At 70.0% G+C, this 25,434-nt stretch carries 18 protein-coding genes; 7 read left to right on the top strand and 11 right to left on the bottom strand.

Annotated elements, in window-relative coordinates; all coding sequences use genetic code 11:
• Window positions 1-27 precede the first annotated feature (27 nt).
• Entirely contained in the window at window positions 28-2,364 is a 2,337-nt protein-coding gene (locus FVE89_RS01770; protein ID WP_043075224.1) for a restriction endonuclease, read from the bottom strand.
• 371 nt (window positions 2,365-2,735) lie between these two features.
• Between FVE89_RS01770 and FVE89_RS01765 the strand changes: the two genes are divergently transcribed.
• Complete coding sequence (locus FVE89_RS01765) at window positions 2,736-3,014, top strand: metal-sensing transcriptional repressor (protein WP_043343706.1); 279 nt, start codon at window positions 2,736-2,738, stop codon at window positions 3,012-3,014.
• A gap of 309 nt (window positions 3,015-3,323) precedes the next feature.
• Here the strand turns inward: FVE89_RS01765 and FVE89_RS01760 are convergent, their stop codons facing one another.
• Window positions 3,324-4,337: a hypothetical protein gene (locus tag FVE89_RS01760; protein WP_043075223.1), complete on the bottom strand. Its 1,014-nt coding sequence runs from the start codon at window positions 4,335-4,337 to the stop codon at window positions 3,324-3,326.
• A gap of 499 nt (window positions 4,338-4,836) precedes the next feature.
• Here FVE89_RS01760 and FVE89_RS01755 point away from each other — a divergent pair, with 499 nt between their 5' ends.
• Entirely contained in the window at window positions 4,837-6,336 is a 1,500-nt protein-coding gene (locus FVE89_RS01755) for a TniQ family protein (protein WP_071000293.1), read from the top strand.
• Window positions 6,337-6,567: 231 nt separating this feature from the next.
• On the opposite strand, the gene FVE89_RS01750 is transcribed toward FVE89_RS01755, so the two are convergent.
• Complete coding sequence (locus FVE89_RS01750; RefSeq protein WP_160532432.1) at window positions 6,568-7,980, bottom strand: hypothetical protein; 1,413 nt, start codon at window positions 7,978-7,980, stop codon at window positions 6,568-6,570.
• Between the two features lie 485 nt (window positions 7,981-8,465).
• Here FVE89_RS01750 and FVE89_RS31465 point away from each other — a divergent pair, with 485 nt between their 5' ends.
• From FVE89_RS31465 to FVE89_RS01730, 4 genes are all read left to right on the top strand, one after another.
• On the top strand, window positions 8,466-11,147 hold the full coding sequence (locus tag FVE89_RS31465; RefSeq protein WP_071000292.1) for an EAL domain-containing protein: 2,682 nt from the start codon (window positions 8,466-8,468) through the stop codon (window positions 11,145-11,147).
• Window positions 11,148-11,442: 295 nt separating this feature from the next.
• Window positions 11,443-11,964, top strand: coding sequence for a LysR substrate-binding domain-containing protein (locus FVE89_RS01740; RefSeq protein ID WP_107645319.1), 522 nt, complete (start codon window positions 11,443-11,445; stop codon window positions 11,962-11,964).
• Between the two features lie 608 nt (window positions 11,965-12,572).
• Window positions 12,573-13,208, top strand: a complete 636-nt coding sequence (locus FVE89_RS01735; protein ID WP_043075221.1) for a PAS domain-containing protein — start codon at window positions 12,573-12,575, stop codon at window positions 13,206-13,208.
• Between the two features lie 262 nt (window positions 13,209-13,470).
• On the top strand, window positions 13,471-14,133 hold the full coding sequence (locus FVE89_RS01730; protein WP_043075220.1) for a hypothetical protein: 663 nt from the start codon (window positions 13,471-13,473) through the stop codon (window positions 14,131-14,133).
• A 13-nt stretch (window positions 14,134-14,146) separates the two neighbouring features.
• Here the strand turns inward: FVE89_RS01730 and FVE89_RS01725 are convergent, their stop codons facing one another.
• Together FVE89_RS01725 and FVE89_RS01720 are read right to left on the bottom strand one after the other, a co-directional pair.
• A complete protein-coding gene (locus tag FVE89_RS01725; RefSeq protein WP_071000291.1) occupies window positions 14,147-15,814 on the bottom strand; it encodes a TniQ family protein in 1,668 nt (555 codons plus the stop codon).
• Window positions 15,811-16,317, bottom strand: a complete 507-nt coding sequence (locus FVE89_RS01720; RefSeq protein WP_043075217.1) for a hypothetical protein — start codon at window positions 16,315-16,317, stop codon at window positions 15,811-15,813. The genes FVE89_RS01725 and FVE89_RS01720 overlap by 4 nt, the downstream gene beginning before the upstream one ends.
• A 456-nt stretch (window positions 16,318-16,773) precedes the next feature.
• On the opposite strand from FVE89_RS01720, the gene FVE89_RS01715 reads away from it, so the two are divergent.
• Window positions 16,774-17,808, top strand: coding sequence for a phage exclusion protein Lit family protein (locus FVE89_RS01715; protein ID WP_083374425.1), 1,035 nt, complete (start codon window positions 16,774-16,776; stop codon window positions 17,806-17,808).
• 132 nt (window positions 17,809-17,940) lie between these two features.
• On the opposite strand, the gene FVE89_RS01710 is transcribed toward FVE89_RS01715, so the two are convergent.
• The 6 genes from FVE89_RS01710 to FVE89_RS01685 form a co-directional block, all read right to left on the bottom strand.
• Window positions 17,941-18,267, bottom strand: coding sequence for a DUF6527 family protein (locus FVE89_RS01710; RefSeq protein ID WP_238195010.1), 327 nt, complete (start codon window positions 18,265-18,267; stop codon window positions 17,941-17,943).
• 11 nt (window positions 18,268-18,278) lie between these two features.
• A complete protein-coding gene (locus FVE89_RS01705) occupies window positions 18,279-19,673 on the bottom strand; it encodes a ThiF family adenylyltransferase (RefSeq protein ID WP_071000290.1) in 1,395 nt (464 codons plus the stop codon).
• Window positions 19,673-20,365 (bottom strand): multiubiquitin domain-containing protein, encoded by a 693-nt coding sequence (locus FVE89_RS01700; protein WP_043075260.1) that lies wholly within the window; start codon window positions 20,363-20,365, stop codon window positions 19,673-19,675. The genes FVE89_RS01705 and FVE89_RS01700 overlap by 1 nt, the downstream gene beginning before the upstream one ends.
• Before the next feature lie 143 nt (window positions 20,366-20,508).
• A complete protein-coding gene (locus FVE89_RS01695; protein ID WP_043075261.1) occupies window positions 20,509-23,937 on the bottom strand; it encodes a UvrD-helicase domain-containing protein in 3,429 nt (1,142 codons plus the stop codon).
• Window positions 23,924-24,556: a hypothetical protein gene (locus FVE89_RS01690; RefSeq protein ID WP_043075262.1), complete on the bottom strand. Its 633-nt coding sequence runs from the start codon at window positions 24,554-24,556 to the stop codon at window positions 23,924-23,926. Before FVE89_RS01690 ends, FVE89_RS01695 begins: the two co-directional genes overlap by 14 nt.
• The gene (locus FVE89_RS01685; protein ID WP_043075263.1) at window positions 24,553-25,326 is read right to left on the bottom strand and encodes a sigma-70 family RNA polymerase sigma factor; all 774 of its coding nucleotides are present in this window, start codon (window positions 25,324-25,326) and stop codon (window positions 24,553-24,555) included. Before FVE89_RS01685 ends, FVE89_RS01690 begins: the two co-directional genes overlap by 4 nt.
• Between the last annotated feature and the right edge of the window lie 108 nt (window positions 25,327-25,434).

The raw sequence follows: 25,434 nt of genomic DNA, 5'->3' as shown, positions 1-25,434 counted from the left end.
CCGCCGAACCGGCCGAACCGGCGCGTCTCACCGGCCGTCCGTCGGATCGGTTCGGTCGACGTCGCTGAAGATCGACCTCCGAGGCCGCTCCCGCGGCGGCGGCGGGGCGGCGGCGATCTCGGGGATCGTGGTCGCGGAGGCGAAGGCCCATTCCTCCTCCTCGTCGCCGGGCTCGGTCAGGGCGTGCCGCTCCCGCCGTCGCTGCACTAGATCGTGGACGGCTTCCGCCATGAGGTCGCGCGCCTCCTCGATGAGTTCCTCGGCCCCGTCGTCGAGCACGCCGATGTCGGCGAGCGCGCCGAACCCCTCCTCGAAGCGCTCGAAGTTCCTGTCAGGGTCCTCCTCGGGATCGGCCGTGGCCGCCGCCTGCCGGATCAGGCCGGCGACCGCCGGCAGGGCGCGCGTCCTGAGTTCCAGCCCGAGCGCGACGAGGCCGCCGGGCGGCAACAGCGCCAGGAAACCGGGATCCGGCAGGAACGAGAGCTCGAAGCCGTCGACGGCCGCGGCTGCGAGCTCGGCCGCCGCCCGGGCCCGGACCGTCTCCGGGAGGAGACGAAGCCGGTGCGCCCGCGCGACGAGATTGAGCCACGGGTCGTCGGCGGCGCGCTCGGTCCGCCAGGTCGCCCTGTCCAGGAGTCCCGGGTCCGCCGCGACCACGCGGGCGAGCAGGTCATCGCTGGCCCGGCGCGCCAGAAAGAGGAACAGCGAGCGGTTGGTGTCCTGCCTGTCCTCCACTCCGGCGATCCTGGCGGCGACGACGTCGTTCATCGACGCCGGGATGATGCCGGCGTCCCTGGCGGCCGGCATCCCCTCCGAGACGAAACCGGACAGGATGTTCTCGGGGGCGATGCCGCGCAGCAGCGCCGCGACCATGTGGGCCTGCCCGCGCAGGATCTCGGTCAGGGCGTCGCCGATGGTCGGATGGGAGAACGTCCAGGTTCCGCCGCCGGCCGACCGCTCGACGACGAACGAGCCCGCCAGCTCGGCGATGCGGTTGCGCACGTCGGCCAGGCGGACGCCGAGCAGGTCCGCCACGGCCCGGCTCGTGTCGTCGTCCCAGCCGTCGGCCGACAGTCGCCCCTGATGGACGTAGACGAGCATCAGGGCGGCGCGCAGCGTGTCGCCCAGGGAGCCGATGGTCTCGACGAGGTGCTCGCGCGGCTCGCGCATGAACCGGAGGAGACCCTCCACGGTCGGCCGCAGGCCCCGCGTGAACGCCGGGTCGCCGAGACGCTCGGCGACCCCGGGCAGGAAGCCGTCGACCTCGGCCACGGCGTCGAGGCAGGGCTTGACCGACGCCTTCCATGCCGGCGCCTGGCCGCCGAACGCGACGTGGTTGTACAGGATCTGCGCCCTCTCGGCACCCGTGAGCGCACCGACGTCGACGACCGCCCGCCCGTCGACGAAGGCGGCGAGGTTGCGCTGCCCAAGGAGCGGCTTGGCGCGCTGGTAGATGTGGCGGCGCGAGGTGAGCAGGAAGCGGTTGCCGTGCGACAGGGCCGCCTCGATCTTCCGGAAGGCGGAACTCCAGTCCTGGACGTACTCGTCCCGCATGACGTTCGGGCCGAAAGCGTCGTCGATCCAGAAGAAGCGCTTCCGATCATTCGGATTCCAGCCGTCACCGAGCTCCCGCGGCCCGGTCAGGTGCAGCACCGTGCAGCCCGCCTCCTCGCTCGCCATCGCCGAGAGGATGGCGCCGATGGTCGACTTGCCCGCCGAGGGGTTGCCAAGGAGCAGGACGGCTCCGTGCTCGTTCAGGGCGTGGACGGCACGGCGGTGCGCCTCGGTCGGCACGTACGAACGCAGCTTCGGCAGCCACTGCTCCAGCAGCGCGCGCGACTGCGCCGCCATGCGCTCGTCCAGGATCGCCCCGAGGTCGCCGAGGCCGTAGACCTGCGGGACGAGGGCGCGCAGGCGGGCGCGCGCACGTATCGACCGGATCAGCCATTCCCGGCCGAGGACGTGCGGCCTCGCGACGCCCCGCGCACGAAGCCGCGCGCGTATCGCGCAAGCCACCGGGGCGTCCACGCCCATGCTGGTCATCAGGATGTAGGTCTTCGCCTGCCCCAGGGCGACGAGCCGGTCGACGCTGGCGAGCTCCGCGGCGATGTCCCCCACCCTCAGGCGCCTCCGTCCGTCCGCGGAGTGCTTGCACTGGATCGTCGCGTCGTGGCCGCCGCCCGGCCCCGACAGGAACACCGCGTCCTGCCCGCCGTCCTGCGCCTCCCGATAGACCTGGACCGGGCGCCGCAGCACCTCCTCGCAGACCTGCGCGCATAGATCCTGGAAGGCCTTCCACCCGATCGTATGCAGGGCGAGGTCGCTCCAGGGCCCCTCGGCCCGCACCCGCATCGTACCGGCCATGCCGTCCCTCCGACCCAGGGCAGCAATCGTTCGCCCAGGCCCAAAGGATAGGCCGGCATCGCCTACCCATTCGATAGCGCATTCGGCCGCCGCACTGGAAAGCCCGGCGCGACGGGGCCGCGGACGATGCCCCCCGATGCTCGGCTAGGTCGGGAGTCCCCTTCGGCCCGCGGGGACGATGACCGGGCATGCCCCTTCGCGGAGCGGCGTCGCCTCCCCGCTCGCCCGCGGCGCGTCCGGTCCGCCACGGGCCCACGGATGCCGGGCGCCGGCCCTCCCGGTCTCCCGCATCGGCGCCTCCCGCCGCCCTGTCGCCCCAGGGTCGACGGCCCCGTCCGGCTCAGCCTATGGTGCGGCGGGAGGACCGTGACGTGGGGGATACGGACGCAGGCAAGGCGAAGCTCGTCGCGCGCATCCGCCGGGTCATGGGACAGGCTGGGGCCGTGGAGCGGTCGATCGTCGACGAGGGCGACACCCTGGAGCTGCTCATGCTCCTGTCGGCGTTGAGCGGGGCGATCGACGGCCTGACGGCCGAGGTGATGGAACGGCACGTCCGCCGGACCCTGGCGGACCCGGCGACCGACCCGGATCCGGGCCGAGCCGACGGGGCGAGCGTCCTGATCAAGGCGATCCGGACGTACATGAAGTGACCGGGCGCCGAATCCGGATCTCGCCAGCAGCGGCTGCCCGGGGACGTGTGCGTGGCCCGGCCATCGTCCGACCGAGGCGTTCATCGACGGCAGGACGCGAGGTTTCGGCGGACGCGCGCCCCGGCGCCGCGGCCGGGTCCCCCGGATCGAGTTCCCGTCCGTCGGCAAGGTGCGCCGATGCGAACCACGGCGGACGCAGCGGTGCCGGCTCACGCCCTCGCCAGGGGCGCCGCCCAGCGGCAGAAAAGGGTCACGGGCGCCCGACGGGCCCACGGCGCCGGCCCGTCCGTCGCCGATCGCGGCGCCCCGTCAGCCACCGCCGATCCCTGCAGGACCCACAAGCGACTGGAACCTTCGCTCGCACCTCTTGCTCATGCCGAGCGAGGACAGGATCCTGGATGCACCCAACGAGTCGACATTCCTGACCCTGTACCGATCCGAGAGTATGTAATTTATCGTCGCCGGCATGCTTCTCCTGATCTCGGGATCGTTCGCCGACGGAATGGAAAGCAAGCGTTTTGCCGCGGCGTAAACGACGCCCTCGACCCCCAATATGGTCAAGGCCTTCTCGTTGACGTCCATGGCTATCAGCCTCAGGATCGAAGAGTTCGAGAGGGCCTGCCTGTGGGTGAAGAGGATCTCCGCACCTTCCTTGAGCGGCAGTATCTCCGGCACGCGCATATCGTCGGTGTGATCCGGCCACGCCTCCAGCGCATCTCGGATCCCGTCCCCTCGCGAGAGGTCTTCCGCCGCGCCGCTCGCGATCGCGTCGCGGTGCGCGATGCAGTTGCGAGCGACGCGAAAGTATACGTACAGGGGCAGCAGGAACTTGACGCCGTCGAGGTCGGCGCCGATCCGCTCATAGTATCTGGTCAGCCCAGCCTCGGCCGCGGCCGCTCCGTCGTCGGTGCCGTCGCCACCCTGCCTGGCAGGGAGACGCCCCTTGGGCTTCGGCTTGGCCCCGCGGAAGCGGCCGTAGCTCTCCAGCTCGGCGCTCAGGTTGTCCAGGAACAGGTCGAACGCCGAGAAGCCGCGAACGACGCCCGCTCGCCCGATATCCAGCCTCCCCTCGTCGATCAGCTCTTGCGGGCGGCCCCAGTCCGGCATCCCGCCCCAGAGGTCGTTCTGGGCGTACAGGATCTCCTTGATGCCGTCGCGGGTCTCGCCCTTGTCGATCGCGTCCTTAAGCATCCCCAGCCCGATGACCTGCGTCTTGAGGGAACGGTTGAGCCTCTCGTGAAAGCGATGAAACCGCAACGACGCCTCGGTGTTGGCCCCCGCGAGACCGTGCTGCGTCTGCATCCTGTCCTTCCGTTCCGTCATCGGCGGGGGGATCGCCCGCCCCTGGGCGCGGCGCGTCTATAGAGGCCTGTCACCGAAGCGTCGATTCCGGGGGAGCGCGCGCCGGCGACTGGCGGCGGCGGAGATCCGACGCGAGGAACCGTGCCCGGCCGCCGCGACGGCACGTATCGGGTGGCCTCGGCATGGAGCCGCGGTTCGAGGGTCGATGACCTTCATCGCCGCAGCGCCGCCGATGCGGGCGTCGCCCCGGCCGGGTCGGCCAGGGATCGGGTCAGGACGAGAAGCGACGCAACCGTGCGGTCCCGGCCCCGTCGGCCGGCCCGCTCGCGGACGTCGCTCGCCAGCCGTGGACGGGGCGCGACGCCGCCGGCCGGCCCTTCTTCCCGGTGCCCGATCTTGCCTCGGCGCGCGGATGGGTGGAGCTGCCCCTAGCCGGGCCGCGCGGCTGAAGGCTTGACGCCGAAGGGGGAACCACCCTTGGGATCGGGCGTCAGGCCGGTTTCGTCAGCACGCCATCACCATGCCACATGCGATCCGCGTTCCGCCGCGGCCGGGGGAGCCCGCGTACGAGGCGTTCGAGCGGCTGGCCGCCCGTTTGGGCGATGCCGACGGCGACCGGCTGGCCCGCTCGCTGGGAATCGATCGCAAGGCCTTGCGGCACGGCGTAGGCGTGGACCGGGTCGGCGAGTTGCTCGGCCTGGAAGCCCGGTCGTTGACCGACGCGACGTTCGTGCGGGAGGCCCGCGGCATGCGGCTCGGCGGCTTCGTCGTGCCGTTCCGGGGCTGGGCGCCTTCGAAGCGCGTCTGCATCCCGTGCCTGGTACAGGATTCAAACGGCGATGATGACGCAGCAACGCTCTGGAAGTACCGTCGGACGTGGTGGGACCTTCGGGCCGTCGACCGCTGCGAACGCCATGGCTGCGCCTTGCTCGACGCCTGCCCGGGATGCGGATCGCCCCTCGCATGGCGCGATCGCCCCCCGCGCCTGTGCTCGTCCTGCGGTCACGACCTTCTCGCCGCGTCGGGGGCCTCGGCCCCCGACGCGGGCTGGGAAGCCTACCTGGTCGGTCGGCTGGGCTTCGGTCCGGCGCGTCCCGCCGCGATCCTCGACGCCATGCCGCTCACCGACGCGCTCTCATGCGTCCTGGCGGTCGGCGAGACGCTGAGCCCTCGTTCGGCGTCCAGGAGCAGCCCGCAGGTCGACCGCGCGCGCGCGACCCTCGGCTTCGGCCTTGTCGGGGACGGGGGCCGCGCGCTGCGGGCCGGCCTCCTCGGGCTGGAGCCACCGTCTCCCCACCTCGACGGCCGGCGCCTGCGCCGGTTGCTCGACCCGCTGCTGGGCTGGCTCGAAGCGCATCCCGGCGATGCGACCGGTCCGATCAGGGACGCGCTCCTGTCCCACGTCCGATCCGCCTGGGTCGTGTCGCGCGAGCTCCCCCTGCTCGGGGAGACCCTCGCGCCGGTGGTCCAGGAGCACCGCCTCGCCCTGGGGCGCCGGCTCGGCCTCGACCCGACGATCCTGGATCGTCTCTTGCGGCACGCCGGCCTCGCCGCCGCGGGCGAGCGAGAATGCAGCGCGGAGGAGTTCGCCAGGCTCAGGGACGCGGTCGAAGCCTCCGTGTCGGTCCCCGAGGCGAGGCGCATCCTCGACCTCGACACGCGGACGCTGTCGGCGCTTGCGGGTATGGACATCCTCCCGCGGGTCCCTTGGGCCGAAGGCGAGGCGACCCGCGGTCGCTTCGTCCGGAGCGCCCTCGAACGCCTGGCGGCGTCGTTGCGGTACGATGTCCCGACGGTGGGTCGCCGGACCGCGGACCATATGACCTTCGACGACGCGTCGCGGGCCCTGCGCCGCGGGTCCCGCCACCACGATCGCGCGCGGGCCATCCGGCACCTGCTGAGCGACAGGATCCGGCCGTGCGCACGGCTCGACCGCGGGCAGGGGCCGACGACGCTTCTGTTCGACCGGCGGACGATCGAGGTTCTCCAGGACGCGGACATGCAGCCCCCAGATCTCTGAGCGTTCGGGCGCCGCTTCAAGCCTCCGCGCTCAGTGGGCGAAGACGCTGCGGGAAGTAGCATCCTGCGTCGTCGATGCCACGAGCGCCACCTGCCTCTAAATAGTGGCTTCCCCGATGACGGCCGCCGCCGCGGAAGGCGGGGCATGACCGGCCCGGGGAACAGGTCCAGCGCGGGCGCGGCGACCGGGGTGCCGCCCCCGGTCCCGAACCGCCCTCGTCCGTACGGCCGATCACCCGGCGGGCCGGCCCTGCTCGATCTCCTGCACATGCGCGGCATGAAGCGCCTCCCCTTGCCGCAGGAGCCAACGCATCGCGGCCGGGATGGCCTCGACGTCGAGCCCTTCCGACCGGGCCCGGCCCGTCAGGGCGGCGGCGATGTCGGGGTGCCTGCCGAACTTCAGCCGCAGGACCCAGAGATCGATGGCCAGCGACCGATGGCGGACGAACTCGGCCTCGGCCACGGCCAAGGCCAGATTGGCCCGGTCGCACGCCTCCGCCTTCGCGACATCGATCTCGGGCTTCTCGTTGTCGCGCACCTCGCCGAGGCATTCGCGCATGTCCTCCAGCGTCAGCGTAGGTCTCCGATCCACGACGGGGCGGGCGGACTGCAGCCTGGAGGAGACGTCGCCGCAGTCCGAGCAGACGTATACCTGCCGGCGCAACGCCACGACGAGCCCGGCGCCGCCGTGGCCGTAGAGCGCATGCCTGAACTCCCGGCTCTGCGGGTCGGTCTCCAGCTCAAGATGCGAATGGGTGCGCAGCTCCGCGAACCATTTGCCGCCGCCGGAGATACGCAGGATCGCGGGCTTGCCACGGCCGCAGCACGGGCAGGCCCAATCGGGCGGCGTCCGCTGCCAGCCCTTCCCGGCCTGTCTCTCGAACGCGGCGATGTCGGCGGCGGTGGGACGCCGCCCGGCGACCGGCTTGCGCGCCCGTCCCGAGTTGCCGACAGCGTCGCGGCGCACGGACCTGGCGCGCAACCGCGCCTCGATCCCCAATTGCCAGGTCCGCATCGCATGCAGGTCCGGGTCGTCGCGGACCCAACGGTCGATCATTCGTTCGTCCGCCGGCCTGGCGAACGCCATGACCGCGTCCGGCCCGCGCTCCTGAGCGAAACTCCCCGAGGCCAGCCGCTCGACCAGGAGCGCGGCGAACGCCAGCCGGTCCTCGAAACCATGCCTGACCTCGCTCCAGGTGCGGCAGGCCGCCTCCACGTCGACCTCGTGGAGCGCATTGGACCGCGGCCGGATGAACCGGCCGATCTCAGCCGGGGAGAAGGAGAAGGCGGGGTGGATCTCCGATCCCAGCAGCCGCTTCGCGGTGCCGTCCGCCGCGTTGCACGCGTCGCAAACGAGCGTGTCGCGGAAGCGCACCACCAGCGCACGCATGTGCTCGCCGGCATGGGCCGACCCGGCGCCGGCGCCCTCCACCCGGGAGACGCCCACCCATGCGCCGACCAGGCTCTGCAGGTGATCCCGGAGGTGGTCGTGATGCAGGTCGAGATGCGCGAGCAGGACCCCGTTCCGTGCCTTGCGCACGATCATCGGCTTGGGCCTGCGACAGCATGTGCAGTGCCAGTCGGCCGGCACGCCGGCCCAATTCGCGTTCAGGTCCAGTCCGGTGGCGCCATGCGCCCGCAGCAACGTCTTGGTCTGCTCCGTCCATTGCCCGTCGAAGCCCGGGAACCAATGCGCGAGCCCGGCATCATCGAGGCCCGGGACGTCGGGCAAGCGCAGGTCGGCCCTGATCATGCCGGCCTCTGACGTAGCCATCTCCAACCCGCTCCAATTTCATGCCGGTCGACGGATCTCGCGCCGCCCCCCCCGCACCCGCCATGGACGTGGCAGGATAGCCGGGCGTCAAGCGCGCCCGGCGCCATCACGCGCGCGCGACGGCGCCGGAGGACGCATTGGGCGCCATCGCGGCCGGTGCCGGTCTCCGAACCGAAGGTCGCGCGGGTCGCGGGGAGCGCTTCGAGCACCACCGTAACGCATGGTTCATCGTATTCGAGGCTCGGCCAGGGGAAGTCGATCGACCGGTAAGATTCTCAACGCACCCGGCCCCAGAAGGCAGCCGGGACGTGCGAAGACATAAGGGGAGCCTGTTGCCGGTGCCGGGACCTCGGTCGATGCTCGCCTCCGCGCTTCGCCCCGGCGCGGCTCTCGCCGCCGCGCTGGCCGCATTGGCCCTGGCGATCGCGTCGGCCGCGGCGCTGCTCGTGGTCGACATGAACCGGCAGGCCGTTCAGGACGTCGAGCGCGGCCTGGTCGGGCTTTCGGCCGTCCTCGCCGACCAGGCCGACCGCTCCCTGCAGGCGATGGAGATGGTGCAGGATGCCGTCATCGACGGCTTGCGCGAGGCGGGCGTCGCCACGTCCGAGGAGTACGCGGCGGCGGCGGGCCGGCAGGACCTCCACCTGGCCCTCAGGGCCCGCATCGCCGCGCTCCCGCAGGTCAACGCGATCACGATCGTCGACCACGCCGGCAAACTGCTGAACTTCAGCCGCTACTGGCCGATCCCCGACGTCAACATCGCGGACCGAGACTACTTCAAGGCGCTCGCCGCGGACCCGGGGCGCGGACGTTTCGTCGGCCGACCGGTTCGGAATCGCGGCGACGGCGCATGGACGATCTACGTCGCCCGCAAGGTCTCAGCCTCCGACGGGACGTTCCTCGGCCTCGTGCTCGGCGCGGTAGAACTCGGCTACTTCGAGGGCCTCTACCGGCAGATCTCGCCGACCGACGACGCCGTCGTCTCGGTCTTCCGCGACGACGGCATGCTGCTCGTGCGCCACCCGCACCGGGCGGCCACGATCGGCAAGGTCCTGCCCACCGCGGCGGCTGCGCTGATCGCCGCGCGGGACCGGGCGGGCGGCGTCCTGCGCAACGTCAGCCCGATCGACGGCCACGAGCGCCTCGTCGCGACGAAGGCCCTCGCCCGCTACCCGCTCATCCTCAGCGTCAGCCGGACGGTGGAGGCGAGCCTCGCCCCCGTCCGGCGCCAGGCTTTCGTCGTCGGCGCGTCGGCGGCGCTCCTGGTGTCATGCATCGCCGCCCTGTCCGCCCTCTTCCTCCGTCAGGCCCGCGCCTTGCGGCGCGCCGCCGCCGCCGAGGAGCGCGCCCGCGGCGAACGCGACCTGCGTGAGCATTGCGAGCGCTTCGGCTTCGCGCTCGACAACATGATCCAGGGCCTCTGCCTCTTCGACGCCGACAGGCGGCTGGTCGTCATGAACCAGCGCTTCGCCGAACTGTACGCGGTCCCGCGCCATCTTCGCGAGCCAGGCGCGAAGGCGGAAGACCTCCGCCGGGTCGTCCTGTCGCTGCGGGGGGAAGCGGGAGGCGACTGGGACATGGTCGTCACCCCGCCGGGTTCGGACGCCCCTTCGTTGACGGCCTCCGTCGTCCGCCTGTCCGACGACCGGGACGTCAGCGTCATGCGCGTGCCCGTTCCCGGCGGGGGGTGGATCTGCACGCACGAGGACGTCACGGAGCGCCGCAGGAGCGAGGAGCGCCTCGGCTTCCTCGCGCGGCACGACGCCCTGACCGAGCTGCCGAATCGCGTGCAGTTCGCGGACGTGGTAGCCCGCGAGCTGGCGATCTGCGCCGGGACGGGGCAGGAGGCCGCGCTCCTCTGCCTCGACCTCGACGGGTTCAAGCAGGTGAACGACCTGTTCGGCCATCCCGCCGGGGACCGCCTGCTCGTCGAGGTCGCCAAACGACTGCGGGGGCTGCTGGGCGAACGCTGCGTCGCCGCGCGCCTGGGAGGCGACGAGTTCGCCGTGCTCGCGACCGGCCTCGATGGCCGCAGGACGCCCGCCACGACCGCACGGGCCGTCATCGACGCGCTGGGCGCGCCCTTCGCGGACGGCGAGCGGCGGATCGACGTCGGCTGCAGCGTCGGAATCGCTTCGTTCCCGCGCGACGGCGACACCTGCGAACGCCTTCTCTCCGCGTCCGACATGGCGTTGGTGCGCGCCAAGCGTGACGGCAAGGGGGGCTACCGTTTCTTCAAGCCGGAGATGGACGCCGCGGCGCGCGAACGGCATCAGCTGGCGCTCGACCTACGCGCGGCCATCGGCACCCCGCAGTTCGCGCTGCATTACCAACCGCAGTTCGAGGTCGCCACGGGCCGCGCCTGCGGCTTCGAGGCCCTCCTGCGCTGGACGCACCCGATCCGGGGAGCGATCCCGCCGACACTGTTCGTGCCGCTCGCCGAGGAGACAGGCGCGATCCTGCCGCTCGGCGAATGGGTGCTGCGGGAGGCCTGCCGCGAGGCTGCAACCTGGGGGCTGCCCCTCGGCATCGCCGTCAACCTCTCGATTGCGCAGTTCCGGCAGGCCGACCTGTGCGACGTGGTCAGGCAAGCGCTCGCGGAGACGGGACTGCGGCCCGATCGCCTGGAACTGGAGGTGACCGAGAGCCTGTTCCTCAATAGCGCGGCGCGCTCGCAGGAGGTGCTGGGCGACCTCAAGGCGCTCGGGGTGCGCATCTCCATGGACGATTTCGGGACCGGCTACTCGTCGCTGGCCACGCTGCAGTCATTCCCCTTCGACAAGATCAAGATCGATCGCTCGTTCGTGGGCCAAGTCGGCGTCACGAGCAAGGGTGGCGCGATCGTGCGCGCGATCATCAGCCTCGGCGAGAGCCTCGGCGTCCCGGTTATCGCCGAAGGGATCGAGACGGAGGAGCAGCTCGCATTCCTGCGGCGGCACCGCTGCGCGGAGATGCAGGGCTATCTGCGCGGCATGCCACGGCCGATAGCGGAGTATCTCCCGCTGCTCGCTGCGGAGGTGGACCTTCGCGTCGCGTAGGCGCGCAGCCGGTGCACCGAACGCTCGGCGGAAGGCGGCGCCGGCACCCGCGACGCGAGCGCTGACCTGGGCGAGACCTGTCAGCAGGCACATGCCGTTCAGGGGTGCCATCGATCTTTTCCCGATGCCGCCGAAGTCTTCATCCGGGGGGCGGTTCTGACGCTCGGCATCCACTGCTGGCGCGATCGAGCGAAGCGCTCGTCCTTCAGCGACCGTGGCGTCAGAACGGTGGCAGGGCGGCCCATTCCGAGGCGCTCCTCCGCCGGTCCATCGACGCCGCGATCACCTGCGATAGATGTCCGACCTCGACGACATCGAGCGGTTTCCGTTCTACCGGGAGCCCTACGTGCTGGTCGTGCCGCGCGGGCTCAGGGAGGAACTCGAAGGGCAGGAATTGGCCGCGATCTTCGAGAAGCATCGTCGCGTCCGGCACAGCGAGCGCTCCTATGTCGGCGGGCAGGTCGAACGGCACCTCAGCCGCTCGGGTCTCCGGCCTCCACGGGCGTTCGAGTTCGACACGTCGGACAGTCTCGTCGCGATGGTGGCGACCGGCATGGGGGTCGCCATCACCACGCCCCTGTGCCTGCTGCAGGGCATCGCGCATGCCAGCCACGTCAGCGTCCTGCCCCTGCCCGGTCCGGGGTTTTCCCGGGAGCCGCTGCTGGTCACGCGCCGAGGTTATCTGGTCTCATTGGCACCCCGGATCGCCGAGCTGGCTCGGGCCGCGATCATCCAGCGAGAGCTGCCCCGCATTCACGCGCTCGTGCCGTGGTTCTCGCCTCCCTCTTCCCCCGCAGCGCCTTCGATGGCTCGATAAGCCCAAGGCTCTGATCCAGCACATCAATACGGCATCAAATCTGCTATGTTTATTGGTGCTTTAAATCTTTTTGATGTGCGTGTATAGATAACCGCGCCACAAGCAGATTAGCCTCTAAGGGCGTTCAATGATTTGTTACTATGTACGCCAAATACAAACTTTTGATACTTCGCAAGTGTCTGCTTTTGGCAAGCGCCGACACTCGTTCTCATGGCTGACATGGGTCGTAGTCTGAACGTCCGGTTGCGTGGAGCGGGTCAGCTTCCGCTTCTGAGCCTGCTTTGATTTTCCGGGCTAGCCACGAATGGCCGCCTACCGGAAGCGACGATCGCAATCCGCGCAGCTGGCATGGTCCGGATCCGAGAGCTGGCATGCGTCGAGCGCTGCCGCGGCAGATGCAAGCGGCTGTGCACGAAACCTGGGCGAAGCTTGTCTGGGAAGCCTGAGCCCATGCCCCGCGAAGCCGCGTTTCGGCCAATGCCTAGCCTGACGCGCTCAAACACAGCATGGCCACCTCGACCCGTCGTACGAAAGCTGCCTTTCGGATTGCTCCGCAGCCCTGGGTTGTGTTTCAAATGCCTTCGGCGGTCTTGGAACCTGGACAGAGCATGCCACGCCGATCAGCGGACGCCCATCTCTCGGCGGCCTCCCTGCCGCTCACGACGCTCGACATCGGCCTGTGGGAAGAAGACGTCGACGCCGACCGGGTCCGCGCCGACGAGGTGATGGCACGGATGTTCGGGCTGTCCGGCGCGGCGGTCACAGAAGGCATCTCGCGCGCGCACCTCCTTTCAATCTTCCATCCCGAGGACGTGGCCCGGGACCCAGAGCGCCGCCGCAGCGTGCGGGAAGAAGGCGGGCTGTTCGTATGGGAGCACCGCATCCTGCCCGCGCCGGGCGTCGTGCGCTGGGTTCTCGCCCGCGGACACTACGAGCGGGACGTAGATGGTGGGATGCGCGGGCGCGGGATCGTCATCGACGTGACCGACAGCCGGACAGACAGCCGCATCGATGGCCCCGCGCACTTCCTCGCGGCCTTCGAGACGTCGGGGTCCGTGTTGGAACGCATCGCGGACAATGCGATCGAGGCCTGCGACCTGATCCGCTCCCTGGACGCGGACAAGGCGGCGCGGCTGCGGCTGCTGGTCGACGCCTTGCTGCACGAACTCGGACGCCAGCTCGCGGCCTCGCTTCACGAGGACGCCGCGAGGCCCGCCATATCGCGCGGTTCCAAGGTACACTGAAGCGGCCCCGCGCGCCGACCCGGTCTGAGTCGAGTATCCGGGCGCTGATAGCCGACCCAATGTTCCGCGTTGAGAACGTAGGGGATGAGAGGCAAGCAACACCATAGTTGCGTGCCTCGAACACCAAAGATCCGCACATGTTTCGAGGCTCTGCGCAACCTCACATGTGATGAGGCTTCGGACGGTTTTTGGGTTGCAGCCCGGGATCAGAGAATCGCTTGACCGGCCGGCGCTCCCGCCGTGGGCGGGACGAGGCTTCGCCATGGGCTACAAGCATAGCAATCCGCAGAACCGGGCGAAGGCGGCGTCCCTGCTCAGGCAGCTGAAGGGCCAGCTCGTGGACGTGACGGGCGTGCGGGTGGAAGCCCTGAGCAACGTCTACGCCGCCGCCGAGGCGTACTGGCAGCTTTCCAAGGCAGCCGGCGTCCACCTGTACCAGGAAGGCGGCGGCTGGCACGCCGACCTGGAGTTCAAGGGACTGCCGCACGGCATCCCGAGGATCGTCGGAACCCCCGAGCCCGTCGCGACGCGGGCGGAGGCCATCGAGAGCGTGGTCGAGATGATGTCGATGTGCGCCCAGCGCGACAACGTCCCGCCCCCGGATCCGGCGACGGGGCTACGCTGGTTCCGGTTCGACGAGCATCAGATCCCGGTCGACCCGCGGATGCTGCAACACTTTGTCTCCCGCGTTCCGGAGGTCGCGTTCGACGCGGATCACATCCGGAAGGAACTCGACGTCCTCCGGGCCGACATCTCGGGCGACGCCCCCGTCACGGCCGATGCCTGGGAGGCTGCCGAGTTCCAGCTCCGTTACGACGCTAGCCGGATGTGCTGCGCCGCCATGGCCTTCGGCATCATGCAGATGTCGTACGATCCGCCGGCGGACCTCGATCTGGCCTTGGCGGCCGCCCCCGGAATGCACTGAACGCCGCGGCCGGTCATGCGGCGTCGGCCGCCGACAGGCAAGCCGTCAGGTCGCGGCGTCGGTAAAGCTTCATCCGGACCCGGTCGTACGCCGCCGCGTCCCCGATGCCGGCTTCAGCGAGCCGACGCATCGCCTGCTGGGGCGCGAGGCCCAGGACGGCGGCCGCCTCCTTCAGGGTGACGTACTCCGAGGCGAACGCCTCGACGCTCGCCCTGGTCAACGCCCTCACTGACCGCGGATCGCGCGGGCGGTATCCGGGTGACCATTCCAGCATCCCTTCCCTGACCGGGCACCACAGTCTCCCCGGGTCCACGCCGGCCAGCATGGCGGCCGCCTCGGTCTCGGTGACGTCGTCGGGGGAGCCGGCGCCCTGGAGGACCGTGGATAGCTCGTCGCGGTCGATCAGGAGGTCGCCGTAGCGTCCGCCCGTCGTATGGCGTCCGACCCATGCGAGCCGCTCGTCGAGGATGAGGTTCAGGATCTCGACGGTGCCGACGCGCAAGCCGGGCGCCGCACGCTCGATCGTCATCCTCGGCTCGGCGGGGTTGGCCACCGGCACCGCGTTCCTAAACAGCCTCGCCATGAAGGCGTCGACGTCCGGACGGAGGAATCGGCGTTTCGAGCCCGCGTTCCGGTCGGCCTCGGGCAAGGGCGACAGCAGTCCCGCCTCCTCAAGGTGCCCGACCTGCTTCGCTGAGAAGCCGGTCCTGGCGGCGACGTCCTTGGCCGTGAGGTGGTCCTCGACGTCGGCGACGACCCTCCCGAACTCCTCGACGGTGATCCAGAGCCGCCGCCCGTCGGCGACCGCCTCGGGGCCGACCAGCCGGATCAGCCCGGCGTCGGACCGGGAGCTCGAAAAAGCGGCGCTCCTTTGCGTGTGCATGCGCCGCTCGTCCAGCCGCACGCCGAGGAAGGCGGTCCCCGGGCTTATGGGGAGCCTCCCGAAGGCGTGCTCCCGCAGGACGTGGCGGAATTTCTCGAACGCGACGTCCTTGGGATTCGCCCGCAGGACTGCGTGGACGCGCCCGTAGACCTTGCCATGGCCGACGGAGCCGCGCTTCCCGAAACGGACGCGCCCGACGATGCCGTCGAGGGCGCTCCCGACCGCCTCGGCCCCCTGCGCGGCGGTGCGGTAGCCCTCCTCCGCGGCCCGCGCGAGGTCCGCCATGCCCATGTCCGAGGGATGCGTTCCCGGACCGTGAAGGACCGAGGTCCCGAGCCCCTCGCAGAAGGCCGAGGCGGCGTGCAGGGGCACGTCGTCGAGCCAGTTGCCGGGATTGCGCATGCCATCGAGCCTGGCGACGAACCAGTCCACGAAGGCGGTGCCAGTGGCGGGTTCAGCCTCCGCCCGGAGCCGGTCGAGCACGGGGAGCACGCGGCGCGCCAACGTCGCCGAGAAGTCGTGACCGGCCCGGAGCGTCGCATCGGCCTCGACGTGGACCAGCACGGCCCCGTGCCGGCCGCAGACCCGGACCGGTAGCAGCAACCATTCAAGCCTCGACCACGGCCGGGCCTTCGTGGGGTTCTCGAACCGGGCGAGGTCTTCCGCGACGCAGTGCGGGCAGACCCTCGTCGCGGAGGTCAGGACCGATCCGGGCGGGAGCCGGTGACCGCCGACCTCCGCGGCCTTGTCGCCGACGGCGTGCGTGGGCGTGTAGCGACCGAGGTCGAAGCGGCTCACCGGCGTCGGCCGGCGCAGGTTGGCCAGGAGATCGGCCCGATCCTGACGTAGAGGTCGGCGGATGCGACGAGGGTCGCAGGCAGGTAGCGCGCCGGGCTCTGCGAGACGCCTGCGACGCGCGCGCCGTCCGAGAGCAGGCGCCCGACCTTCTCATTGCCCTCCGTCGGTCTATCCTGAGTGCGTGAGGCGCCGGATCTGCAGCAGATGTGGGCGAAATCGGTGAGACTCCGGAGCGCCAGTTCGATGCCGGGGATCCAGTCCGGGCTCGGAACCTCGACCACGACGGCGATGCCGTCCGCTTCCCGCAGGCGGCGCAGACCCGCGGGGCCAAGGGCTTCGGCGAGCGCCACGGTGGGAAGCACGTCGCGGGCGGGGCGTAGGCCGTTCAGGCAGGCGGCGACGTAGGTGTCGTCGGCCGCTTCGACGGGGAACTCGACATCGATGGGGTCCGCCGGCGGGCGACGCTTGCCGAGGATGCGGCTCTCGATGGTCTGACGGGTCATGGCTGCCTCCAAGCGCGAGGCAGCCATCCGCTGACGCGGCGAGCTAGGCCTCGGGAGGTTTCTGGGTCTGGCGAGGGATGCGCGGCCGGCCGGCTATGCCGACGGGCGTCGCGGACCGGCGGGAACGCCGGCGATCCCGTTTTCGCGGGCACGTCCAGGGCATAGAAGGGCTTTCGAGGCTGGGGCCGCCCGAGCGTCAGCTACGAGGGCGGTATGGGTGCTTCCGCATCGGCGGGGGCACAGGAAGCGCCTTCGACGCGCCGAGAACACATACAGAACGCCGCGAATCGGCGTCAACAGATTTGGCAGTTCCCGAACTACCTTTCATGCGTTCCCGTGGATAGCGGGGATGACGCTGGGGGCTCTCTACCGATCGCGCGAACCCCAAGCTCGCTCGCGCCCTAGCCCAAGGGTTGCCTCGGATCACCCCGAGAGCGTGCGAGCCGCCGATACTTGATGGCCAATGGGCGTCCTAGCCATATCGGCGGCGGCAGGCACGACCTACTCGATGCCGTGTCCCGCGCCGCACGTAGAGCAAAATCCATGAGTTGCCTTCCTCAGGTGTTCTCGACATTCCGACCCGTCGTCGAACGATGGTACCTCGCCTGCTGTGACGATGCCGGCGTGACACCGGCCGAAGTGCCCTTGAAGCTTGAGGACTTGGCTCTGGAAGTTCCTCGGACCTTCAGGTCGGAGTTCGCGGCCGTGACGCCCCCGCCTGCAGTGAGGATCACCTGGAACGGTCTTGCGAGCCTGTGGGCTTTTTCCCAGGCGGTCGTTCGGGTCGGACGTCCCATGTTCGAGGCCCAGAGAACAGCCGACCCTACCGCAGGCCCTCCGCAGCTTGCGATCGGCGGAGAGCTTGAGGAGGGGCTGCATCTCTTCGAACTGTCGTCGAGACTGAGCAGGAACAAGTTCGACGGCTGGGTCGATTGGGCTCCGGTGCCGGACCCCGACGCCGTCGGTGCCAGCCTTGGCGGCAACCGCACCTTCGAGAACGCACTCGGCTGGATCATGCGTCACGAGTTGGCTCATCTGAGGCTGAACCATCATGCCGTGGCCGAGCCGTTGCCGCACGAAGCCAAGGAACAGGAATTCCAGGCCGACGCGCAAGCCACGCATTGGATGAAGGGATCGTTGCAGGTCGATCCGGGCAGGGCTCTGGAGACGCGACCCTCGGAGACCGAGCTGGATCTGGAGCGGCGTGCCCTCGGCATGTTCACCGGGCTTGCCTGGGTGGCGCAATTCGAACTCGTCCCTCATGGAAACAGCTCGACGCATCCGCCCGTGATGGATCGCATCGGTAGGATGATCGGCGACCTGAGACTCGCGGATGACAGTTTCGCCTGTGAGATGCTCTCTTACGTGACCAAGGTGTTGGTCGATCCGGAAGGCGTATGGCCTCCGGACCAGGAAGTCCCGACCGCCAAGGACGCGGCGATGGAAGCGATGTTCAGGCTGAGCCGTGCGGTGGCCGCCTTCAAAGGCTGACGCGCGGTTCGAAAGGCTCGTAGATCCCGGTGACCCGGGCCGGCCAAGCCATGCCCGGGTGTGTCGCGCTCTCGGGCATGGCTTGGCATGCTTGAGGCGTCGCCTAACGAGATTTCGACGCCGGCGTCGCGGTCAGCACCACTCGACCCTGCCCTTGCGGAGCCAGAAATGGCTCTTGCATCCGACCTTGCGCCAGACGCTGGGTGCGAGCGACGCGGTGCCGTCCCAATGATCCCTCAACTTCCAGCCGGGACGGTCGCCGGGGACGAGCGAGAGCTTGATGGTCTCGCCGCAACCGCAGGGGCAATCGAAAGCCGCGAACCAGCGATGGCCGTCCTCGCCCACGACGTAGACGGTGCGCGGGGCGAGCGCGTCCGGCTCCTCCTCAACGAAGGCGGCGGTGTGGCGTCCCCGACGACGGGAGACCCAGCCGAGGGCGGCCCGGATCTTCGAGAGCATGGCATCCCTCATCACGCTGCCCTCGCGAGCATGTCGAGGGCGGGCCGGTTCAGGAACGGCACCATGTCGCCGCGGCCGACGTAGCGGGCCAACGCCTCGTCGACGCCCTCGTCCGGCAGGTTCTCCCAGTAGCCGGCCGTCAGGCTGAACGTCTGGGTGGCGAACCCGCCGTTCGGGTCGAGCCGCGAGGGATGCAGCCTCAGCAGGAACTCCATGACCGCCAGGCTGGAGAAGAGCCCGTTCAGCGCCCCGACCGCCGGTCGGTCCTCGGGAACCCCACGGATGTAGCCGCGGGCGAGCCGGTCCTCGTAGGCCGCCGGATCCTGCCTGCGGAGGCTCTCGGCTTCCAGCATGCCGTCCGTGTAGAGGCCCCGGCCCCGCAGGCTGGAGCGTCCGGGTTGCAGGTAGTGGACCGAGCCGCAGATCTGCCCGATGCCCCCATGTCCGTCGGCGTCGAGCATCACGCCGACATCGAAGTAGGCCAGGCCGTAAAAGGTCGCGAGCCGGTTCAGCAGATCACGCCCCTCGACGCCGTCCATGCATCCGAAGACGACGTCGCAGGTCGAGATCGCATGCAGGGCGGCGGGGTGGGAGAGGTCGTGGGCGAAGGCCTCGACCCGCGAGCCCAGGCCGAGCCGTTCGACGAAGCCGGCGAGCACCTCGACCTTCGGTCGTCCGATGTCGCCCCGCGTCGTGTTGACGATGCGATTGAGGTTCTTCTCCTCGACCTTGTCCGGATCGACGAGCACGATCTCGCCGACGCCGAGCCGGGCGACCTGATCGACGAGTGGACTGCCGGTGCCGGAGCAACCGACTACGCCGAGCCTGAGCCCACGGACAGCCTGGAAGGTGCCGCGTCCGAAGGCCTGCGCGTGCCGCCGGGCGAACTCGGGGATCTCGCGATCCGCGTCCGCCGGCGGCCTCCAGAAGCGGATGTCGTCGCCCACGACGCAGACGTGATGCAGTTCGCCATGCGTCCCGTCGGCCCTGTGGGCGCGGGCCAGCACGGCGCCCGAGGGCACCATGACGGCGCTGAGGTGCGGGGCCCCGTCGTCGACCCAGGCGTGGACGCTCCCGAACAGGGCGGCGTCGGCCTCGTCGTCGACCTCGCTGAAGTGGAGATTCCCGCCCGGATGGGAGTGGATCTTCGCCACCGCCATCCCGCGCCGCGCCGCCTTGTCGAGCAAGGGTTCGAGGTAGGAGGTTGGCCAGGTGACGCGCCGGTCGGTGCGCTGGCAGGCCTCGTGGGGCACCGGGACGATCTCGTGGACGACGAGCTTGGTGCGGCCGGGCGACACGGCCCGACCGCACAGCATCAGGGCGACGGCCTCGCGGCCATCCCCCGGGAAAAGGTGGGCGTGGATCGCGGCGTGCTGGGCGCCGGTGAGGGCGAGCGTGACGCGCATCAGGCGGCCCCCACTTCCTTGGCGAGGTTGTGCTCGACGACGGCGAGGTGGGTGCCGATGTCGTCGATGTCCGGCCGCCAGGGGTTCAGGCCGGTGCGGTGGCGCGACCAGCCCTGCCAGTGCTTGCCCTCGAAGATGTCACCGACGAGCGCCCGGATCTGCGCGCCGTCCGTGCGGGCCAGGGGCGGGTGGAAGTACCACATGTCGATCTGCGAGGTCGGGTATCCCGGCAGGAGCCGCAGCATCAGGTCCGTCCGTTCCGGCGCGTAGCCGGCCCGGACGGGATAGCCGCGGATCACGACGCGGGGGACGCCCATGTCCTGGACGGTCTCCCAGCGCAGTCCCGTGGCGTCGAGGGTCTCGCGATCGCCCTCGGGCAGCACGAAGTCCCGGCGAAGGGGGAGCGCCTGCTCCCCCTCGGTCTGGTCCAGCGGCAGGGTGATGAAGCGCTCCTCGCCCTTGTCGCTGACGTGCACCACCTCGTCGAGGGCGATCGGCTTCATGGTGGCGCCGATCTTCTGGAGGAGCTTGAACCGCTCCGGGTGGTGCTTGCCGGCGATGACGAGGAGGTCGCGGCCGGTCAGGTCCGGAAGCGGGTTCTCGTACTCCGTCTTGTCGATGCGGAAGCGATAGACCTGGACCTTGCGGGTGCCGTCCTCGTCGCGGTCGTTGTCGTGGCCGTTGGTCGTCATGACTGTTCCTTTCGATCTCTCGGTGGGTCGGGTGCTCCCCGCACCGTCGAGAGGTTGATCGAAAGGGACCGGCGGATCCGGAAACGGCCGCGCTCACTTTTTTTCCAGGATTGATCGCGGCCATCTTGCCGGCCGGCCGAGCCTCAGCGCTCCCTGGACAGGGGGTGCCGCACGAAGGCGCCGCCGGCCGGTAGGCCAGGGCAGGCGAACAGGTGCGGGCAGCGGAGGCAACCGCGCCCGGGATTGGGGGCGAAGCGGCCAGCGCCGACGTCGGCCATGTGCTGGGCGACGGCGGCCACGAGTTCCGCCCGCTTGTCGGGCGGGACCGGTCGGCGGGTCGCGCCGGTGAGGTGGATCGCCTCGACCGTCACGGGCTCGCCGAAGGCCTGCTCGGCGGCCGCATCGAGGATCGCGTATTCGATCTCCTTCTCAAGCGAGGCCATGGCCTTGCGCGTGGCGACGCGCCTCACGACGAGGCGGCCGTCACGGGTGCGCACCACGTCGTGCGCCCGTGACAGGACATGTCCGCCGCCGGCGCCCAGGCGCAGGGCCCTGGGGGGCTGCCGGCCTTCCTCGGCGCGCGTGCCCACGAGGAAGCGGAGCATCTCCTCGGCGATCTGCCTATAGGCGTTGGCGTGGCCATGCTCGGCCGGCCCGTGCCCCTCCCAGGCACCGTCGAACGCCGCCGCGAAGCCCGCCGGCTCGGCCTGCGCCGCGTCGAAGTTCCGGTCGAGCCAATCGATCATCGCCCGGACGGCGTTGTGCATCCGGATGTAGGGGTTCTCGTCGCGTCGGCCGCCGAGGCCGAGGACGTAGGTGTAGAGGAAGCGCAAGCCGCACTTCCCGTAGGAATCGAGGTGCTGGTGATCGAGTTCGACCGGCACGCTCCAGGCCACCGCCACCGGTGGCGGCGCGGCCGCAGCCGGCGGTGCCGGGAGAGGAGCGATCGGGGGCGCGGGGTCCAGCGTCGCGGCGATCCGGGCGTTGTACGCGGACGGGTTGCGCCTCCTCGCTCCACCCTTCTGAAGCGTGGAGCGGTAGAGGCGCAGGCCGTCCCGCGCGCGGGAGAGCAGCACGAAGAACAGGCAGGCCTCCTGTTCTTCGTGGCCGGCCACGCTGGCCTGGAGGCCGGTCAGGCCCGCGCTGCCGGCGATGAGACCGTCCGGCGGCGGGCAGTCCGGCGCCTTCGCGCTTCTGGGCAGCCCCGTCGCGATCATGCCCGGGGCATGGACGAGGTCGAATTCGAGGCCCTTGCTGCCGTGGATGGTCATCAGCCGGACGGCATCGAGCTCCAGGGCGGCGTCCGGGAACTGGCGCAGCGAACGCTCCTCGTTCAGCCGGATCAACCTCCTGATCTGACGCGAGACCTCGGAGGTCGGGAACTCCCCCTCGATCGGCAGGGATCTGAGGAAGTTGAGGAATTGCCAGACCGCGACGCCGGCCATCCGGTCGGCCAGCGTCGTGGCCCCGCCGATGCGGCGCGCGATACCGAGCCTGTCGAGCACCAGGGCGCTCGCTACGTTCCAGGGATGGGCGCGGGCCTCGAAGCCGCCGCAGGCGTCGCGTAGGCGCCTGAGGGATTCACGCCCGGCGAGGCTCAAGCCGGGGAGCGCGTCGGCGTCCTCCAGCCAGGCCAGCGGGCCGCCGGCCGCCTCCCTGAGGTGGACGGCGACGAGGGCGACGTCGCCGAGGCCCATCGCGACCTCCGGGATCATGGCGACGCGCACCAGCGTCGCGGCGCGGGGATCGTGGAACAGGGCGAGCAGGCTGAGCAGGTCCTTGATCTCGGGCCGCTCGAAGAGGGGCCCGAGGTAGAGGACGGGGATGTTCCGAGCCGTCAGGCCGGCGGCGAACGCGGCGAGCCGGTCGTTGGCCGTGCAGAGGATCGCCTGGTCGCGATAGTCGATCCCACCGTCGTTCGCCTCGGCGACGGAGGCGGCGACCAGCGCGATCTCGTCGTCGGGCGTGCCGGCCTCGTGCATGACCGGTCGCCGGCCGCAGGCTCCTCGATCGGCGGTGAGGCGGAGATCGCCGAGGCGTCGGAAGGCCTCGACGCTCGACGCGAAGGCCGAGAAGGTGTCGATGATCTCGCCGCGGGAGCGATAATTGACGGTCAGTGCGCCGTCCGTCGCTTTGGGATAGTCGTCCTTGAAGGCACCCATGCTCGCCGAGGTCGCGCCCCGGAAGCGGTAGATCGACTGGCGGGCGTCGCCGACCACCCAGAGGCGCTCGCCCTCGTCCGCCGCGAGTGCCGCGATCAGGCGCACGGTGGCGAAGTTCACGTCCTGGTATTCGTCGACGAGGATGTGACGGTGCCGGAGCGCCAAGGCCCTGGCGACCTGGGGATGGTCGGCCATCAGGCGAACCGGCTTCATGATGAGGTCGCCGAAGTCCAGGGCGTCGCTGTCCGCCAGGAGGCGTTCGTAGGCCGCGTAGACGAGTGCCTCCTCGGCCGCGCGCTTCGCCCGCAGGCGTGTCGCATCGTCGGTCGCGGCTCTCTCCATGGCCTCGGCGAGCTCGGCGTAGCGGACGTGATCGACGAGTTCGTCCTTGGCCCGCGAGATGGCGGCGAGGATGTCCGCGAGGTTCTCCTCGGGATCCCAGAGATCGCGGTAGTGGTCCAGGGCCAGGCTCGGGATCACCCCTTCGAGCATCGTGATGGCCGTGGCCTTGTCGACGAGGCGCGGGCTCGCAGGGAGCCGGAGCCGATCGTGGAAGCGGCGGACGATGTCGAGGCCGAAGGCGTGGAAGGTTCCGATCCAGACTGAGGCGGCCGCCTCGGGATGGGACAGGGCGAGCCGGTCCATCAGCTCGCCGGCCGCCTTGTTCGAGAAGGTCAGGACGAGGATGCCGTTCGGGTCGACGCCCTCGTCGATGAGGCTGGTCACACGCCGGATGAGGGTCCTCGTCTTCCCCGTGCCCGGGCCTGCCTGAAGGAGATAGGGGCTGCCGCGGTGCGCCACGGCGATGTCCTGGCTGGGGTCGCGCCGGAGCGCACCGCCGGAGGGGACGGCGACCGCGTCTGGGACCGGCGGAAGCAGCAGGGCATCGAGCAATTGCTGGGTGACGACGTCTTCCGTGATGCCGAGGCGGGCGGCGATGTCCGCGACGCTCATGCCCTCCGCGTGACGATCGCGCGCGACCGATCGTGGCAGCACCAGTTCGCGGGCGAAGAGGTCGGCCTGGACCTCCCGACGCTCGCCTCGCCCATAGTCGACGAGCTTCTCGACGGCGGTGCCGCTCTCCGCCGAGCGGCTGGGATCGGTGTGGTGGGTGAGGACCGGGTCCGTGCAGCCGTGCATCGCCACATGGCCGAGCTCGTGCCCGATCAACAGGGCGTCGCCACCCGCCGTGCCAGTCTCGCCGTACAGGATCCCCTTCGTGTCGGGATCGATGCGCGCTTTGCATCCATGCAGCGACACGTCGCCGGCCTGCACCGGTTGATGCCACAGGTCGTGCGTGGCGATGGCACGTACGACGATGTCGAACGGCTGCCAGGGATCACCGCCGTCGGCGACGATCTCCCGGTGGATGCGTGCAGCTCGTTTCCTCGCGGCCTCAATCGGATCCACGTTCGGCCCTTGCCATGTTGAGCAGCCGTTCCTGCTGCTCGGGGGTCAGGCCGGACGTGGCGACGGCTTCCTCGAAGCTCTGCTTCGCCCCGGCTTCCGGTTTCCCGTCCGATTTGGCCATCATGCCGCGGGGTATCGCGGAGGGTCGTCCGAGGCTGGCTATTATGAGGTCCACTTCATGCCCGACCTCATCGGCGACGAGCTTCGAGAAAGCCCTCGGGAAGCGGGCCGCCTCGATGAGGCCGTCCTTCATCTTGATCAGAAAGAGCGGGGTCACATCCAGGCGCGCCGCCAATCGCGGGAAGGCCGCCCCGCTGAACCCGGCGAAGACGTTCGGCAACGCCGCCGCGCTGCGCACGGGGGCTCTCTCGACGTCCGACCTTGTTCCGGCCTGGAAACGGGCCCATGCGGACGCCACCGTAGCTTTTGTCGAGGCATCGGCGGGCGGTAGCGGGCGGGAGGGTTCCAGCACCATCTCGACCGCCAATTCCGTCAGCTCCCGGCGCAACTCGGGGTGATCCTTCGCATACGCTTCGAGGCGTCTCGGCGTCGGCTCACCCTCGGTCGCGAACATCATCAATACGTCGCGCGCGCCGCGCGCGGTGCTGGTCGTCGTCATCGTCCCTCTCCGAGTTCACGACGCAGCTTCTCGTACGCCTTCTGGAGGCGATACCGTATCGCCCGGTCGGAGACGCCGCAAAGCTTCGCAATGGTTTCCGCGTCGTCGCCCTCGATGGGATGCCCCTTGAGGACGAGCGTGACAGCCACCCTTTCGTGGTCTGGCAAACGGTCGATCGCCCGAAGAAGCTCGTTCCGGAAATGTTCTTTTTCCTGTTCGGCGCCCTCTGCCTGGGAAAACTGCCTGAGTTGCTTGGCCAGCGCGGGAAGTGGCTGACCCTCCTGGTCGTGCATGTCCTCGACGTGATCTTCCTTGGCGGCGAGGCGTCCGGACGCGCGCAGCACGTCGATGCGCAACGCGGCGAGCGCGCTTGCGAAACGCACCTCGAAGTAGTCGAGACCGTCCCCAGGCTGGTTTCGGTCCTCCACCAGGAGGTCGACGAACCTGTCGGCCACCTCCTGTCGCAACTCCTCGGGATCGTAGAGGGAGCTCGGCCGGATGGATCCTTTCAACGACCGGGCGACCCGATCGAGGAGGATCTCGAACAGCTGCGCGAAGCGGTCATCGGAATTGTCGAGGCGGGTCGACCTGACGAGGTGGAGCAGGCACTCGGGCTCCATGAAGCCCGGCGCTCCTCGATCGTCGACGCGGGCCTCGCGGATGACGGCGTCGAGATCGAGCCCTGCGGCACGGTCTATGGCGGCGTCGACGGAAGCCGTCCTGACATAGAGTTCCCCCGTTTTCTTGCGCTTCGTGAGAGGAGGCGGCATGCCGGATCCGTGTCGCGTTCGAGCAATGCTACCTCAAGATGATTCGCCGCCAAGCTCGAAACGTCGGGCGTGTCCTCTTCTCCCCGAAGTGCGTCTTCGGAGTGCGCG

Source organism: Methylobacterium sp. 2A, assembly GCF_009806555.1.
GTDB lineage: Bacteria > Pseudomonadota > Alphaproteobacteria > Rhizobiales > Beijerinckiaceae > Methylobacterium.
Note: the sequence above shows the minus strand (reverse complement) of the source record. Positions and strands in the feature narration are given on the sequence as shown.

What these genes read in the sequence shown, in the direction of transcription:
- FVE89_RS01770 (WP_043075224.1), bottom strand. Translation starts at nt 2,364, where the DNA reads ATGGCCGGTACGATGCGGGTGCGGGCCGAGGGGCCCTGGAGCGACCTC.
- FVE89_RS01760 (WP_043075223.1), bottom strand. Translation starts at nt 4,337, where the DNA reads ATGACGGAACGGAAGGACAGGATGCAGACGCAGCACGGTCTCGCGGGG.
- FVE89_RS01755 (WP_071000293.1), top strand. Translation starts at nt 4,837, where the DNA reads ATGCCACATGCGATCCGCGTTCCGCCGCGGCCGGGGGAGCCCGCGTAC.
- FVE89_RS31465 (WP_071000292.1), top strand. Translation starts at nt 8,466, where the DNA reads ATGCTCGCCTCCGCGCTTCGCCCCGGCGCGGCTCTCGCCGCCGCGCTG.
- FVE89_RS01740 (WP_107645319.1), top strand. Translation starts at nt 11,443, where the DNA reads ATGTCCGACCTCGACGACATCGAGCGGTTTCCGTTCTACCGGGAGCCC.
- FVE89_RS01735 (WP_043075221.1), top strand. Translation starts at nt 12,573, where the DNA reads ATGCCACGCCGATCAGCGGACGCCCATCTCTCGGCGGCCTCCCTGCCG.
- FVE89_RS01730 (WP_043075220.1), top strand. Translation starts at nt 13,471, where the DNA reads ATGGGCTACAAGCATAGCAATCCGCAGAACCGGGCGAAGGCGGCGTCC.
- FVE89_RS01720 (WP_043075217.1), bottom strand. Translation starts at nt 16,317, where the DNA reads ATGACCCGTCAGACCATCGAGAGCCGCATCCTCGGCAAGCGTCGCCCG.
- FVE89_RS01715 (WP_083374425.1), top strand. Translation starts at nt 16,774, where the DNA reads ATGGCCAATGGGCGTCCTAGCCATATCGGCGGCGGCAGGCACGACCTA.
- FVE89_RS01710 (WP_238195010.1), bottom strand. Translation starts at nt 18,267, where the DNA reads ATGCTCTCGAAGATCCGGGCCGCCCTCGGCTGGGTCTCCCGTCGTCGG.
- FVE89_RS01705 (WP_071000290.1), bottom strand. Translation starts at nt 19,673, where the DNA reads ATGCGCGTCACGCTCGCCCTCACCGGCGCCCAGCACGCCGCGATCCAC.
- FVE89_RS01700 (WP_043075260.1), bottom strand. Translation starts at nt 20,365, where the DNA reads ATGACGACCAACGGCCACGACAACGACCGCGACGAGGACGGCACCCGC.
- FVE89_RS01690 (WP_043075262.1), bottom strand. Translation starts at nt 24,556, where the DNA reads ATGACGACGACCAGCACCGCGCGCGGCGCGCGCGACGTATTGATGATG.
- FVE89_RS01685 (WP_043075263.1), bottom strand. Translation starts at nt 25,326, where the DNA reads ATGCCGCCTCCTCTCACGAAGCGCAAGAAAACGGGGGAACTCTATGTC.